General features: G+C 62.8%; 13 protein-coding genes. 5 read left to right on the top strand and 8 right to left on the bottom strand.

The window, feature by feature from the left end:
- Nucleotides 1-46: 46 nt before the first annotated feature.
- Both V1278_RS35365 and V1278_RS35360 read left to right on the top strand, forming a co-directional pair.
- Nucleotides 47-586 (top strand): hypothetical protein, encoded by a 540-nt coding sequence (locus V1278_RS35365; RefSeq protein ID WP_334383880.1) that lies wholly within the window; start codon nucleotides 47-49, stop codon nucleotides 584-586.
- A gap of 149 nt (nucleotides 587-735) precedes the next feature.
- Nucleotides 736-1,209, top strand: a complete 474-nt coding sequence (locus tag V1278_RS35360; protein ID WP_334383879.1) for a secondary thiamine-phosphate synthase enzyme YjbQ — start codon at nucleotides 736-738, stop codon at nucleotides 1,207-1,209.
- A 39-nt stretch (nucleotides 1,210-1,248) separates the two neighbouring features.
- Here the strand turns inward: V1278_RS35360 and V1278_RS35355 are convergent, their stop codons facing one another.
- The 7 genes from V1278_RS35355 to V1278_RS35325 all read right to left on the bottom strand — a co-directional run bounded on the left by V1278_RS35355 (nucleotide 1,249) and on the right by V1278_RS35325 (nucleotide 7,125).
- On the bottom strand, nucleotides 1,249-1,413 hold the full coding sequence (locus V1278_RS35355) for a hypothetical protein (RefSeq protein ID WP_156908634.1): 165 nt from the start codon (nucleotides 1,411-1,413) through the stop codon (nucleotides 1,249-1,251).
- Between the two features lie 293 nt (nucleotides 1,414-1,706).
- On the bottom strand, nucleotides 1,707-3,356 hold the full coding sequence (locus V1278_RS35350) for an MFS transporter (protein ID WP_442893799.1): 1,650 nt from the start codon (nucleotides 3,354-3,356) through the stop codon (nucleotides 1,707-1,709).
- A gap of 223 nt (nucleotides 3,357-3,579) precedes the next feature.
- Nucleotides 3,580-3,948 (bottom strand): hypothetical protein, encoded by a 369-nt coding sequence (locus tag V1278_RS35345; RefSeq protein ID WP_334366386.1) that lies wholly within the window; start codon nucleotides 3,946-3,948, stop codon nucleotides 3,580-3,582.
- A gap of 96 nt (nucleotides 3,949-4,044) precedes the next feature.
- Nucleotides 4,045-4,368 (bottom strand): hypothetical protein, encoded by a 324-nt coding sequence (locus tag V1278_RS35340; protein WP_334366387.1) that lies wholly within the window; start codon nucleotides 4,366-4,368, stop codon nucleotides 4,045-4,047.
- On the bottom strand, nucleotides 4,365-4,685 hold the full coding sequence (locus V1278_RS35335) for a hypothetical protein (protein ID WP_334366388.1): 321 nt from the start codon (nucleotides 4,683-4,685) through the stop codon (nucleotides 4,365-4,367). The genes V1278_RS35340 and V1278_RS35335 overlap by 4 nt, the downstream gene beginning before the upstream one ends.
- 169 nt (nucleotides 4,686-4,854) lie before the next feature.
- Nucleotides 4,855-6,834, bottom strand: coding sequence for a sodium:solute symporter family protein (locus V1278_RS35330; protein ID WP_334366389.1), 1,980 nt, complete (start codon nucleotides 6,832-6,834; stop codon nucleotides 4,855-4,857).
- A 12-nt stretch (nucleotides 6,835-6,846) separates the two neighbouring features.
- Nucleotides 6,847-7,125: a DUF4212 domain-containing protein gene (locus V1278_RS35325; protein ID WP_334383878.1), complete on the bottom strand. Its 279-nt coding sequence runs from the start codon at nucleotides 7,123-7,125 to the stop codon at nucleotides 6,847-6,849.
- Nucleotides 7,126-7,417: 292 nt separating this feature from the next.
- Between V1278_RS35325 and V1278_RS35320 the strand changes: the two genes are divergently transcribed.
- From V1278_RS35320 to V1278_RS35310, 3 genes are all read left to right on the top strand, one after another.
- Entirely contained in the window at nucleotides 7,418-8,026 is a 609-nt protein-coding gene (locus tag V1278_RS35320) for a hypothetical protein (protein ID WP_334383877.1), read from the top strand.
- 61 nt (nucleotides 8,027-8,087) lie between these two features.
- Nucleotides 8,088-10,220 carry a DUF294 nucleotidyltransferase-like domain-containing protein gene (locus tag V1278_RS35315; protein ID WP_334383876.1) on the top strand — a complete coding sequence of 711 codons (2,133 nt, stop codon included), beginning with the start codon at nucleotides 8,088-8,090 and terminating at the stop codon, nucleotides 10,218-10,220.
- A 255-nt stretch (nucleotides 10,221-10,475) separates the two neighbouring features.
- Nucleotides 10,476-11,147: a response regulator transcription factor gene (locus tag V1278_RS35310; protein ID WP_334369130.1), complete on the top strand. Its 672-nt coding sequence runs from the start codon at nucleotides 10,476-10,478 to the stop codon at nucleotides 11,145-11,147.
- A gap of 453 nt (nucleotides 11,148-11,600) precedes the next feature.
- Here V1278_RS35310 and V1278_RS35305 read toward each other — a convergent pair whose 3' ends face one another.
- Nucleotides 11,601-15,110: a hybrid sensor histidine kinase/response regulator gene (locus tag V1278_RS35305; RefSeq protein WP_334383875.1), complete on the bottom strand. Its 3,510-nt coding sequence runs from the start codon at nucleotides 15,108-15,110 to the stop codon at nucleotides 11,601-11,603.
- Between the last annotated feature and the right edge of the window lie 163 nt (nucleotides 15,111-15,273).

Raw genomic sequence — 15,273 nt, 5'->3', positions numbered from 1 at the left:
CGGACGGTCGCGGAAACCGGTGCTGTCCTGAGGCGGGAGCAAGCCCATGAGCAAAGCGAAATCGTCCTCGAAATTGGCCGGCGTCACTGTGCTGGCCGTTTGTCTTGCCGGCGCCGGTCAGGCGCTTGCGGGCCCGATGCCGGAAACCGAGAACGGCCGCTACACGCTGTCGCCGACGGGCGACGGCGTGCTTCGCCTGGATACCCGAACCGGCGCAGTCTCGACCTGCAACAATTCGGGTGCGGGCTGGGCCTGCTATGCCGTACCTGACGAGCGCGCGGCGATGGACGCGGAAATCGGCCGTCAGCAAGCCGACATTGTCCGGCTGCAGGCCGAGAATGAGCGGCTCAAGGCGGACCTCGCCTCGCGCGAACCGACCGTACCGGGCAAGATCGAGGAGCCGTTGCCGAAATCTGACTCGCTGAAGAAGAGCGAGCCGAAGGTTGCCGAGGGCGAGCGCAAGATCGAAATCCCGCTGCCGAGCGACCGCGACATGGATCGCATGATGTCATTCCTCGAGCGGGCCTGGCAGCGATTGATCGAGATCGCCAACCGGCTGCAGCGGGATTTCAGCGGCAAGATTTGACAGGCTCTCGTCGTCCCTTGCGAGCGCAGGGACCCATACGCCGCAGCCTCTGGAATCGGCACAGACCGAGGTCGATCGCTCGCAACTACGAACGCCTGTGGTTATGGGTCCCTGCGTTCGCAGGGACGACATGTTGAGAGAGCGAATTCATGACCGCACCCAAATCCCTTTCCCGCACTGCTCCGTCCACGGTCAGCGCCAACACCATCGTGTCCTCGCAATTGACCGTGCAGACGCGCGGCGCGGGCTTTACCGACCTCACGGCTGAAGTCGCAAAATTCGTCCGTGACGCACATGCGCGCGAAGGCGCGGTGACGCTGTTCATCCGTCACACTTCGGCGTCGTTGACGATCCAGGAAAATGTCGATCCCGCCGTATTGGTCGACCTGGCCACCGCGCTGAACCGGCTTGCGCCCGAAAACGCCGGCTGGCGTCATGACACCGAGGGGCCGGACGACATGCCGGCACACATCAAGACCATGCTGACGGCGACCTCGCTGCACATCCCGGTTTTGCAGGGCGCACTCGCGCTGGGCACCTGGCAGGCGATCTATCTGGTCGAGCATCGCGCCCTGCCGCACCGGCGCGAGGTCGTGCTGCAGTTTACCGGTGCGACGAGCTAGGAACCGAAGCACCGCAAAGAGACCGCAGCCGGACCGAGATCAGCGATTGGATTGCATATAGGCAAGCCCAGCAGCGCATGCACCGAAGGTAAGCGCCCAGATCAGGCTTGAATCAAGTGACGCGTTCAATCCATACCGCTGCAGCAGGAAAATGAAGGCAGCAGCAGCCGCGGTGTGCATAGCGATATAGCGCCAATGTTTCATTATCCTGCTCTGCCTTTTCGAGAGGCCATATCATCAACATCTAGCCTGATCACGGGTACCAAACAACGGCACTGAACCCAGTGGGTGGTCTCGCTGCGATGTCGTTGGCTTGAACGTGAAACCGGATCGCGAGCGTCGATCATTTCGATTGGGCATCGCGGCTGCCGCGCTTGCGTGAGATCGGCCCGCAGTTGGTTGTGATCCCAGCTCAAAACTAACCGGCCGCGGAGCGATCCGCGGCCGGCTTGGTTGGGAGTCTCGTATCGCCGCGGCTGTTGCCGTCGGCGAAACCGTTACTTCGTGATGTCGACGTCCTTGGTTTCCGGCAGGAAGAACAGGCCGACAACCGCGGTGATCGAAGCGAAGATGATCGGATACCAGAGACCTGCGTAGATGTCGCCGGTCGAGGCCACGATCGCGAACGAGGTCGCCGGCAGCAAGCCGCCGAACCAGCCGTTGCCGATGTGATAGGGCAGCGACATCGAGGTGTAGCGGATCTTGGTCGGGAACAGTTCGACCAGCATCGCCGCGATCGGCCCGTACACCATGGTGACGAAGAGCACCAGCACGAACAGCAGTCCGATGATGGCGGCGACGTTCGGTTTGAAGATATCGAACGGGTGAGCCATCTTCACGATCTGGGCGTCGCCGGCCTTGGGATAACCTGCGGCCTGCACCGCCGCCAGGACCGCCGGATTGGACGTCTTGGCGTCGGTGTAAGCTACGTCCTTGCCATTGACGACGACCTTCACGCCGGAGCCTGCAGCGCCATAGCTGGTCGAGTATTTGACCGACTGCTGTGCCAGGTAGGCGCGAGCGGTATCGCATGGTGCCGAGAAGACGCGGGTGCCGACCGGGTTAAACAGGTCGCCGCAGCCCTTGGCATCGGCCACCACCTCGACCTTGACCGACTCGATCGCCTTTTCCAGCGCCGGGTTGGCGTTGGTGGTGATCATCCGGAAGATCGGGAAGAAGGTCAGCGCCGCGATCAGGCAACCTGCCAGAATGATCGGCTTACGGCCGATTTTGTCGGACAGCGCTCCGAACACGATGAAGAAGCCGGTGCCGAGCAGCAGAGACCAGGCGATCAGCAGGTTGGCGGTGTAGCCGTCAACCTTGAGGATCGATTGCATGAAGAACAGCGCGTAGAACTGGCCGGTGTACCAGACCACGCCCTGACCCATCACGCCGCCGATCAGGGCGATGAGAACGAGTTTTGCATTGCTCCAGTTGGCGAAGGCCTCGGTCAACGGCGCCTTGGAGCCCTTGCCCTCGTCCTTCATCTTTTGGAACACGGGTGACTCGTTCAAGCGCAGCCGGATCCAGACTGAGATGCCGAGCAGCACCACCGAGACGAGGAACGGAATGCGCCAGCCCCATTTGGCGAACTCCGCTTCGCCGAGCGCGGTGCGGGTGAACAGGATCACCAGCAGTGACAGGAACAGGCCGAGCGTTGCCGTGGTCTGGATGAACGAGGTGTAGTAGCCGCGTTTGCCCATCGGTGAATGTTCGGCCACGTAGGTCGCCGCTCCGCCGTATTCGCCGCCGAGCGCGAGGCCCTGCAGCAGGCGCAAACCGATCAGGATGATCGGTGCCGCAATGCCGATGGTGGCCGCGTTTGGCAGCACGCCGACGATGAAGGTCGACAGGCCCATGATCAGAATGGTGACGAGGAAGGTGTATTTGCGGCCGACGATGTCGCCGACACGGCCGAACACGATGGCGCCGAACGGACGAACGATAAAGCCAGCGGCGAACGCCAGCAGCGCAAAGATGTCGCGCGTGGCCTGGTTGAACATCGGCTGATTTGTCGCGGGATCAATGACGCCGAAGAACTGCGCGCCGATGATGCTGGCAAGCGAACCGAACAGATAAAAGTCGTACCATTCGAAGACGGTGCCGAGCGAAGAGGCTAGAATGACGAAACGTTCGTCTTTCGTCATTCCGGCGGCCTTGCCGGACGTGGCAGTTATTGTAGACATTTCCGATTCGCTCCCCTTTTATGATCGCAAAGATGTGCGTTGCGCTAATCGGCGCGTTATGAATTGGGCTCACTACATGCTTGGAAGGTATGGCCCAATAGTACTTTCGGTGGGACCGGCACCGTTTTCGCGTCGTTTTGGCCGCCGCGATTGCTGATCTGCCGTTTATCTGTGCAGCTTCGGACTAAAGTCCAATGACCGAGAAGACGAGCGCGATGCTCCACATCACGATCGAGATCATTGCGGTCCAGAGCGCGAACAGCAGATACGTCTCGCGCATGACCGTCGAAACTGTCCGCTGCGCGGAGGCTTGCGGCGGACGGCTCTCTTTGGGGAGATAGAGCCACAACTCGGTCCGGCGGTGATCCTTGGTCCGTGCCTCCCAGGCTTTCAAAATCAGAACCAGCGTCATCACGATGCTGAGAAAACCTCCCGCTTGAAAGGCAGAGCGCGGCAGGAAGGACAATCCGATCATGATGCAGAAGATGGCAAGCGAAGCGAAGCCGCAGGCGCGAAGCACTGTTTCGTAGGCGATACGGCGCATCTCTTCCATGATCCGCCACCCCGTCAATCAAGGACATGTGCCGGTTCAAAAGCCGGCCGCAGGGTAGCGGCGGCACGGCCCGTGCTCAACTCTGCGAATGGGCTGTTACAGGCCGATCTTGAGAAAGTTACCGGCCGCGGGCAGCGCCAAAAGGGCGGTTCCCGCAAGCCATATCCAGAGCGATGCGTCGCTTGATTCCGAGCCCCCGGTGATCCGCTCGTAGATCGCCGCCGGAATCCCGCCCAGGATGACGGTGGCGGTCGAAACCATCAGGGATGCGAACATCAGCGTCAGGGACAGGCTGCCAAACAGCAGCGGGCCGGCGAGCAATTGAACGTACAGCAGCGTGAAAATCAGCGCGAGCTGATTGAAGATGCCGTTGATCATGCCGAAGAACGCGATTCCGATGAAATAGAAGTTGCGGTTCATGATGCGGCTCCGCCAAGTCGGGGCGCCAGATTGAACAGCAGCAGGGTGTAGTGAAGGGCGACGCGCAGCCAGAACAGCCAGACGAAGCCGAACAGCCAAATAACAACCGGCGGGGTAACTTTAGGCGTTAAGATCGAGACGGCGGCGACGACGGGATCGGTGATCCGGCAGAAAAATCGCCAGATGTAGTTCGGCGAATCCGCATCCACCATCAGGCCGAGCAGGACGCGGCCGAGCAATGTGTACATCAACACCGCAAGAACAAAGTTAGGCAGATGAAAGTACCAATACGCCGCGAGCGAGCTTGCGATATCCAAGGATGTTTCTCCTCGCAGCCTGATTAGTTGAGACAACCGGCCGAGCATCGCAATCGGCCGCTTTCCGCCAACAATGGCAAGAGCGCGAAGTTCGGGCAAGACGGATAAGGGGCCACCAACAAAGACGGGGCCCTGAAGGGCCCCGTCCATCGATCTCCAGTCAAAGCACCTAGGTGGTCTTCTCTTCGAGCACCGTCCTGCCGCGCGGCTTGCGGATTTCGTCGACGTAGGCCTGCATTTCGGCCGATGGCTCTCTGCCGAGCTTGCTGACGATGTAGATGACAGCGAAGCCGAGCGGCGTTCCCAACAATCCGCAGGCGATGTTGTTGAGGTCGAACCAGCCGACCTTGTTGGCCATCGGGTGGGCCAGTGTCGGGAAGCTCTCCATAGCATTGGGCAGTGCCATGGCTTTCGCGATGTCGACCAGCGGTGCCCCCGTCAGCGGGTTGGTCAGCGAGGTCATGCCGAAGTACTTCACGCCTGCGCCCGGGAAGTACCGTGTTGTCACGAGGTAGAACAGGCAGAGTCCGAAGCCGGCAATGATGCCGCAGATTGCTCCCGTTGCCGTGGTTCGCTTCCACCAGACGCCCATCACGAGTGCCGGGAAGTTGCCGGCCATTGCAAGCGAGAACGCCCAGCCGACCATGGCCAGGATGTCGCCTGGCTTGGTTGCCGCCGTCGCAGCCGCGACCACGGCGACGCCCACAAGGAGAGCGCGCGCCACCGTGAGACGGCGAATGGTCGGAGCGTTCGGATCGATCATCTTGTAGTAGATGTCGTGCGACAGCGCGTTGGCGATGGCGAGCAGCAGGCCGTCGGCGGTGGAGAGCGCGGCGGCGAGACCGCCCGCTGCCACCAGACCCGAGATCACATAGGGAAGGCCTGCGATCTCTGGTGTGGAAAGCACGATCACGTCCGTATTGATGACGAAGTCCTGCAGCCGGACCACGCCGGGATGATCGGCAATCGCCTTGCACGCGGCAACGATCGCGTCAATGTTGCTTGCATTCTTGCCGCAGATCTGGATCAGCCCGAGTTCACCCCAGCTGAACAACCAGGGGCGAATGGCGGACAGGTCTCGCCCGATGATGTTGGTGTAGACCTCCAGCTTGGAGAACGCCGCGTAGGCCGGCGCCGAGAAGTACAGCAGGAAGATGAACAGCAACGACCAGGCGACCGACTGGCGTGCCTCACGCACCGACGGGGTGGTGAAGTAACGCATCAAGATGTGCGGCAACGACGCCGTGCCGACCATCATGCACATGATGATCGCAAAGAAATTGAGCGGGCTATAGTTGATGAAGGGCTGGATGTGCGGCTTCAGCGCCGCGGCTGTCGTCAGACCCGTCGCCAGCATTTGCTGCTCGCGCGCGGTGATATCCGTGATCGCCTGCCCGTAGGTGAGTTCCGGAATCGGGATCCCGTAATTCTTGGTGGACAGGATAACGATGGGGGTCAGGTAGGCGATGATCAGCACGATGTATTGTGCGATCTGCGTCCAGGTCACCGCCCGCATGCCGCCCAGCATCGCGCAGAGCAGAATGCCGACAAGTCCGGCAAAGACCGCAAGCTCGAACTGCATCCCGAGGAATCGCGAGGCGATAATCCCGGTGCCGTAGATTTGCGCCGTCACGTAGGTAAACGAGCAGGCAACCAGCACGATCACGCCGAGGAAGCGGGCGAAGTTGCCGCCGTACCGGAACGACAGGAAGTCGGGCACGGTATAGGCACCGAATTTGCGCAGATACGGCCCGATCAGGATCGACACCAGCACAAATCCGCCTGTCCAGCCCAGCACCCAAGCGAGGCCGTCGTAACCCAGCAGGAACAGGGTGCCGGCCATGCCGACGAAAGATGCCGCCGACATCCAGTCGGCGCCGGTCGCCATGCCGTTATAGAAAGCCGGAACACGCCGTCCGGCGACGTAATATTCGGAGACTTCGGCGGTTCGCGTCATCACGCCGATGATGGCGTAGACTGCGAGCGTGAAGAAGACAAACAGGTAGCCGAGGATCTTGTTCGGAACGCCAACCTGCTCGAGAATCGCGAGGAAGATGATGAATCCTATGAAGCCGCCGGTATAAGTACCGTACATCCTCCCCAAATTCTTGATGAAGTCCGAGGTGCCGGCAGAAGCTTGTGTAGCCATGATCTCATCCCCTCAATCTTCCTCGGCAAAGCCGAATTCGCGATCGATCTTGTCCTGCTGTTTCGCGAACATGAACAGCATGACAACGAACGCGATGAGTGACCCCTGCGCCGCCATGTAGAAGCCGAGCGGGAAGCCGAGAATCGGAATGACGATAGCGTTGAGCGGCTTCACGAACATGTGGATCACGAAGCCGAAGAAGAACCAGATGCCGAGATGCGTGAACATCAGGCGCGAGGTCTTCGCCCAGTGTGCTTCTTCTTTTGCTTTCAGATCTGTGGGGTTAGCCATGGGTTGCAAATCCTCCCTCAAGACACCGGTCAGCAAGTGCGCCGGGATTGAATGATCGAGGGGATTGCAATCCCGTCAGCGCGGCACCCCCCTGCGCCGCAGTCCCAACCGCTCTTGTGCCGGTTTGGAACTAACGAAGGCTACATCACGAACAGTCAGTTCTTAATAATACTTTCGGGGGGTAGAATATGTTGCGACTGCTAACAGCGATGCCGCGTTGGAATCATTGCGCTTTGCAGGTACCGGAAAGTTGGACAAGCTGATCCAGGCCGCCGCACGGGAAAGGACTGCGATGAAGCTGTTCGAAAAACTGTTTCGACCCCGTCCGCCGATTCGGGACCGCGAGGCGCTCGCGGACTTCATCGACGCCCAATCGGCATACATCGTACAGAAGGGCATCTACGAGTATTCGCGCGCCCGCGCAGGCCATTACGCCAAGGTGCTGTTTGCCGAGGAGGGCTTTGCCAAATCGGTTGAACACGCACGCTGGCAGGCCTTTCCGCTCGGGCTATCGATGGTCGGCGAGACGGTAGACGTCGTATTGCGTCCGCACGCCGGGGAACAGCGCCGGGCGGTGCTCGACCAGATCATCGCGGTCGTCCTTTCGGTGTTCGACCGTTATCCGGTGCCGCCCTCGATCGGCGAGGCCGCCTGGCAGGAGGCGCGGCGCGAACTGGCGCATCGGCTCGACCTGGTCGGCGGGCACGCGCCCAAGCGGGTGATGGACGTTCCCGAACCGCTGGCCGAGAGCTACTTTGCCATGATGCCGATCCACGAAAAGCTGCGCGGGCGCGATTTCCAGACCACGCGCAACTACCTGCGTGTCAGCCTGTGCAACATCCATGACGAGTTGGTCGATCGGATCGATGCGCCTGCCGTGACCAGCGCACTGCTTGAATAGGGCGTCAGGCACATTGCCAACGCCAGCTTGTCGACCGGCACCAGGTGAGGGGAGGAGGCTGATGGACAGGACGGCTGGCAGTGTCCCGCTGTTGTCACTCGACGCCGTTGTCATCGATGTCGAAACCACCGGGCTCGATCCACGCAAGGCGCGGGTGATCGAGCTTGCTGGCGTGCGGCTCACCGCTGGAAAACTGGTTGCCGACGGTTCGTTCCGTCAACTGGTTCGGCCGGCCGGCGAGACAATCCCAGCCGAGACGACACGCATCCATGGCATCGACGATGCCATGGTGGCCGGCTCGCCGCGTTTTTCGGAGGTTTGGCCGCGCTTCGACGCGTCTGTCGGTCGGGCCGTCGTCGTCGGGCACATGATCGGTTTCGATCTCGCGATGCTGAAGCGCGAATGCGAACTGGCGGGGTTGCCATGGTCGCGGCCCCGGACGCTCGATACCAGGTTACTTGCGGAGATCGCCGCGCCGGAACTGGCCGGCTATGAGCTGGAGAAGCTCGCGGCCTGGCTCGGCATCGACATGGTCGACCGGCATTCTGCACTGGGCGATGCGATCACAACGGCGCGGATATTCCTGGCGCTGGTGCCGAAGCTGCGCGAACACGGCATCCGGACCGTTGCCGAAGCCGAACGCGCCTGTCGCGCGCTCACCGCCGTGCTCGACGATCAGGTGCGCAGCGGCTGGATCGAGGCAGTCGACGCAGCGGCCCGCCTCGATTCCGAGCAGACCCTGAAGCGCTTCGATAGCTATGCGTTCCGCCACCGCGTCGGCGGCATCATGCGGACGCCGGCGATCTTCGTCCCTCCGGATGCCACGGTCGGCGAAGCGCTGGCGCAAATGGCGGACGAGAAGATATCGGCCATTTACGTGCGCGGACCGCAGCCGGGCCCGGAAATCAGGGCGGCTGAGGCGGGTATCGTGACGGAGCGCGACGTGCTGCGCGCCGTCTCCCGGCTCGGTGCCCGGGCGCTGCAGCGACCAGTCGCCGAGATCATGAGCACGCCGCTGGCGGCGGTCCCGGCGGATGCGCTTGTCTATCGCGCGATCGCCCGGATGAATCGTCTCAAGACCCGCCATCTCGGTGTTGTCGACGACGCTGGCCACGTGGCCGGTGCATTGTCGACGCGCGATCTGCTGCGCCTGCGCGCGGGCGACGCCATATCGCTCGGCGAGGAGATCGACGATGCAGGCGACCCGCATGCGCTGTCGGCGGCCTGGGCGCAGTTGCCGCGCGTCGCGCGAATGCTTCTGGCGGAAGGATTGTCCGGTCGCGATATCGCCGAAGTGATTTCCCTGGAACTGGGCGCTCTTTCCCGCCAGGCCGCGGTGATCGCCGAGCGGATGATGCGGGAGAGCGGCCGGGGCGGGCCGCCGTGCGAGTATGCGCTGCTGGTGCTCGGATCGGCCGGACGCGGCGAGAGCCTGTTGGCGATGGATCAGGACAACGCCGTGATCTTCGCGCAGGGCGAGCCCGACGGCGAGGAGGATCGCTGGTTTGCCGAACTCGGGACGCATGTCGCCGATATCCTGCACGAGGTCGGCGTGCCCTATTGCAAGGGCGGTGTCATGGCGAAGAACGCGCTTTGGCGCGGCTCGGTGGCAACATGGCGGGATCGCGTCGATAAGTGGATCACACGTTCCGGTCCCGCCGATCTGTTGTCCGTCGATATTTTCTTCGACCTGCGGGCGGTTCACGGCGACGGCAGCCTTGCCGTCTCGGTGCGTCAGGCGGCCTTCGCGGCGGCCGAAGGCCAGGTCGCGTTCATCAAGCTGTTGGTCGAGAACGTCAGCGTTCCGGCGAGCCTGAAATTTTTCGGCGGGATCCGCACGGTCGCCGGCCGTATCGACCTCAAGGCGGCCGGATTGTTTGGTCTCGTTGCATGGGTGCGCGCGATGGCAATCCGCTATCACGTCATGGAACGGTCGACGTCGGCGCGACTGGCCGGCGTGAAGGCGGGGGTTCAGGCGAGCGAGAGCGATCTCGATGCGCTTGGCGAAGCCCAGGGCACCTTTCTCGATCTCATCCTGTCGCAGCAGGTTGAGGACATCGCCCACGGCATCCCGCCTTCCAACGCGGTTGCCGTGAAGCGATTGTCGGGCCGTGACCTCGATCGGCTGCGTGCGGCACTCGATGCTGTCTCCACCATCGATGAGCTCGGCCGCGACCTCCTGTTCAAGGATTGACGCAACGCGTCTTTTCGAAAGCGCAGCATTTTTCTCCGAGTTCCCTGTGGGCTCGGCCGGGCTGGCCCCAAATCCCCAATTGTTCATTTTTTTGCGTTGCACCATTCGAAGGAAACTGGTGCCGATTAACTGCTTTTGCGCGACGCGGGCAAGGTTGCCTTGCAAGTCGCTTCCTGACAGTGGACAATCAAATTGCTGTCAATCAGCAACGACTTGCATGCTTTCCCGACCTCTTGTCGGCGCCCGGAACAGATGATCGCTGCTGCCAATACCCACCTCGTCATCGCCGATGACCATCCGCTCTTTCGCGACGCTCTGCGGCAGGCGGTTGCCAGTGTCGTGGCTTCGGCCGTCGTCAGCGAAGCCGGCACGTTCGACGAACTCACGGCGCTGCTCGAGCGGGATTCCGACGTCGACCTGATTCTGCTCGATCTCACGATGCCGGGGATTTCGGGCTTCTCGGGCCTGATCTACCTGCGGGCGCAATATCCGGCGATCCCGGTGGTGATCGTGTCGGCGAGCGACGATGCGGGCACGATCCGGCGGTCGCTCGATTTCGGTGCCTCCGGCTTCATCCCCAAGCGCTTCGGCGTCGAGACGCTGCGCGACGCCATCATGAAGGTGATGGAGGGCGACGTCTGGGTGCCCCCGGACACCGATCTCTCCTCGGCCACCGACCCCGACATGACGCGGCTGCGCGACCGCCTGGTGACGCTGACCCCGCAGCAGGTGCGGGTGCTGATGATGCTGTCGGAGGGACTGCTCAACAAGCAGATCGCCTATGAGCTCGGCGTCTCCGAAGCGACCATCAAGGCGCATGTCTCGGCGATCCTGCAAAAGCTCGGCGTCGAAAGCCGCACGCAGGCCGTGATCGCGGCGGCGAAAATCTCCGGCGGCCAATGGCGCCAGGGCACGCCGACGGGGTGATTGGGGGGACGTCGTTCCGGGGCGCGAAGCGAGCTATGGGGCGCCCTTGCGCCCTGAGAATCTCGAGATTGAAACGCGCTGGAGCTCCAAAGTCCACCGTCGTCTCCGCAAGCTCCACCGTCGTCCCCGCGAACGCGGGGACCCATAACCACAAATCTCGATTGTTGAAATGCGCTGGAGCTCCAGCGAGGCATAACCACAGACAATTGTGGTTATGGGTCCCTGCGTTCGCAGGGACGACGTCGTTGAGAAATTCCCGCGCTTATTCCGCCTGTCCGCGGCGCAGGGGATGCGCTGGATGACCGGTTTGCGAAGGTGGAGCCATACGCTCCGCAAGCTTCACCGTCGTCTCCGCGAACGCGGGGACCATAACCACAAATCTCGATTGTTCTCAGGTGCGCATTGCGCACCATAGTTGGATGCTGACGCATCGCCTCGGAATGACGGTGTGCATTACTCCGCCGCCACCATCTGCTGCGCGCGCCACTGGCCGAGCAGGGCGCGGAGCGAGGCTGGCTTGACCGGCTTGTTGAGGATCGCGACGTTTTCCTCGCGCGCGGCGGCGCGGACGTTGGGGCTGCGATCGGCCGTGATCAGGATGGCGGGAATGTTGTCGCCGAAGCGGCGACGGATCTCGCGGATCGCGGCAACGCCGTTGCCGCGGTCGAGATGATAGTCGACCAGAAGGCCGGTCACGCTGTGGCCGGACGATTCGATCGCAGCGATCGCGGCTTCCGGGTCAGCTACCGCGATCACCTCGGCGTTCCAGGCCGTCAGCAGCGTCTTCATGCCGTCGAGAATCGCCGGATCGTTCTCGATGCAGACGATCAAGGCGCCACCCATCGGCATCTTGGAAAGCGGCGTCGCGCTGGTGACGGCGTGGGTGTAGTTGACCGCCTTGGCGACCGGCACGGTCACCGAAAACACCGAGCCGCCGCTGGCGTTGGCGTCGATCGCGATGCCGTGGTTGAGCACGCGCGCCAGCCGCTCAACGATCGATAGACCAAGGCCGAGGCCGCGGGCGATCCGCGCGCCCTGCTCGAGGCGGTGGAACTCCTTGAAAATCTCGCCGCGCTTCATAACGGGAATGCCGACGCCGGTATCGTAGACGGCGATCTGCAGGGATTGTCCGTGGCGGCGGCAGCCGACCAGCACGCGCCCGCGCGGAGTGTATTTGATCGCGTTGGAGATGAAGTTCTGCAGCAGCCGCCGCAGCAGCGAGCGGTCGGACTGCACCGGCAGCGAGCAGGGGACGAAGGTCAGCTCCAGCCCCTTGGCGCGGGCGATCGGCGCAAACTCGATCTCCAGCGAGCGCATCAGGTCGGCCATCTTGAAGCTTGAGATCGAGGTCGTCATTGCCCCCGCATCGAGCCGCGAGATGTCCAGCAGCGCGCCGAGGATCTCCTCGATCGCCTCCAGCGAGTCGTCGATGTTCTCGACCAGGCGGGAGTCCTCACCGCCGTTCTGCCGCTCGACGAGGCTTGTCACATAGAGCCGCGCCGCGTTGAGCGGCTGCAGGATGTCGTGGCTGGCGGCGGCGAGGAATCGGGTCTTCGAGATGTTGGCATCCTCGGCGGTGCTCTTGGCCTGCGCCAGTTCGGAGTTCAGGCGGGTGAGCTCCTCGGTGCGGTCGCGCACGCGCTTTTCCAGCGTCGCATTGGCGCGCTCCAGCGCCTCGGCGGCCTCGAAGCTCGGGGTCACGTCGGAGAAGGTGATGACGAGGCCGCCGCCCGGCATCCGGTTGGAGCGGACCTCGATCACCATATGGCGATCGGCCAGGCGCTCCAGATAAGGTTTGCCCTCGGTGGTGTAGGCCTCCAGCCGCCGCGTCAATAGCGTATCGGGATCGCCGGCGCCGGACGCGCTGACCGCGCCCATGAATTCGAGGATTTCCTGCAAGGGAATGCCGAGTTGCACGAGGTGCGGCGGCAGCGCGAGAATTTCGCCAAACTGGCGGTTCGAGCAGATCAGTTGCAGATCGGCGTCGAACACCGCGATGCCCTGGCGCACATGGTTGAGCGCGGTCTGCAGGATCTCGCGGTTGAAATGCAGCGCGGCGTGCGAATCGTCGAGCAGCTTCAGCGCGGCCTTGGCGGAGACGGTGCGCTTGCGCAAGAGAAGCGACATCACGAGGCGCGAGGAGGCCGCGCCGATCGAGGAGGCGATCAGGCGCTCGGCGTATTGCAGCAACTCGAAATCGGCAGGTGCCGCCGGATCGAGGTTGCCGGGATGACTGGCCGCAAAGGTCTCGAAGGCCTGGGCCGCGCGCTCGGGGCCGAGATATTGCGCCACCGTGCTCTGGATGTCCTGCACGGTCACGGTGGTGCGCCAGCGCCGGAACGTCGGGGCGATCGGCGCCAGCGTGTTCGGCACGAACAGGTCCGCCTGCAGCCGTTCGATCGAGGACGGCTGGCGCGCGAGCGACATCACAACATAGGTCAGGATGTTGAGCGCGAGCGACCAGAACACGCCATGCATCAGCGGTGGCAGGTCGGTGCCGAGCAGCGCCTGGGGACGCAACGCCACGATGCCGAACGGCCCCTGCTGCAGCAACAGAAGGCCGGCCGTACTGCCCTCCAGGAAACTCGGCAGGAACAGCGTGTAGAGCCACACGGCGATGCCGACCAGCATGCCGCCCATCGCCCCGCGTGCGGTTCCGTGGCGCCACACCAGGCCGCCGAAGAACGCCGGCGCGAGTTGCGCCAGCGCCGCGAACGACAGCAGGCCGATCGCCGCCAGTTGGGTGTTGCCGAGCGCGCGGTAGTAGAAATACGCCATCACCATGATGGCGAAGATTGCGATGCGTCTAATCTTGAGCAGAAAGTCGCCGAAATCCTTGCTGCCGTAGCGCGCCCCGGGACTTCCCTTCAGCACCATCGGCAGCACGATGTCGTTGGAGACCATGATGGAGAGCGCGACGCATTCGACGATCACCATCGCGGTCGCGGCCGACAGGCCGCCGACGAACACGGCGATGCTGAGCAGCGCGGAATTGGCCTCGATCGGCAGCGCCAGCACATACATGTCGCTGTCGACGGCGCCGAACGGGAAGGTGACGAGACCGGCGATCGCGATCGGAATCACGAACAGGTTGATGGCGATCAGATAGAGCGGAAACAGCCAGCGGGCCCGATTGACCTCCTCGAGACTGGAATTCTCGACCACGCTGACGTGGAACTGCCGCGGCAGCAGCATGATCGCGCAAAACGACAACAGCGTCATGGTCAGGAAATTGCCGATCGACGGCACGTAGCTGATGGCGCGCACTGCCTCCGGTGTCTTCATCGCCCGCTCGATCAGTTCGACGGGCGTGAACATCCAGAAGGTGACGAAAGCGCCGGCGGCGATAAAGGCCACCAGCTTGACGATGGACTCGGTGGCGATCGCCAGCATCAGGCCGTGCTGATGCTCGGTGGCGTCGGTCTGGCGGGTGCCGAACAGCACCGCGAATGCCGCCATCGCCAAGGTGACGACCAGTGCGATGTCGCCGATCAGCGGAATAGAGGAGAACAGCTTGTCCTCGCTCAGGATCGTCTCCAGCGATGAGGCCACCGCCTTGAGCTGCAGCGCGATGTAGGGCACCGAGCCCACGATCGCGATGACCGCCACGGTGGCGGCGACCGCCTGGCTCTTGCCGTAGCGCGCCGCGATGAAGTCGGCGATCGAGGTGATGTTCTGCGACTTGGCGAGCTGGATCACGCGACGCAACAGCGGCGTGCAAAGCCCGATCATCAGGATCGGCCCGACATAGATCGCGAGGAAGTCGACGCTGGTGCGGGTGGCGAACCCGACCGAGCCGAAGAAGGTCCAGGAGGTGCAATAGATCGCCATCGATAGCGGATAGATCAGCATGCTGGCGCGGCCGCGCTGGCTCGGCGACAGGCGGTCGCCGTAGCTGGCGACGACGAACAGCAGTCCGATATAGGCGAACGCGGTGGCGATTACGCCCCAGTCGTGCAGCATCGCTCTCGGGTCCTCCCTCTCCCGGCGCTTGGATTGCGGACGTGTGCCTTTCACGCCAAACCGGACGCTCGTAAACGCCATGGCCGGAAGAGGTGAATATAGACGCTTTGGGCCGGCAGCGCACGGCGCCACCGGCCCAATTCGAAGGGATTAGGACGGGTAG

The sequence above is a fragment of the Bradyrhizobium sp. AZCC 1577 genome, assembly GCF_036924575.1.
GTDB lineage: Bacteria > Pseudomonadota > Alphaproteobacteria > Rhizobiales > Xanthobacteraceae > Bradyrhizobium.
The sequence above is the reverse complement of the archived record's forward strand: the minus strand, read 5'-3'. Positions and strand labels throughout refer to the sequence as shown.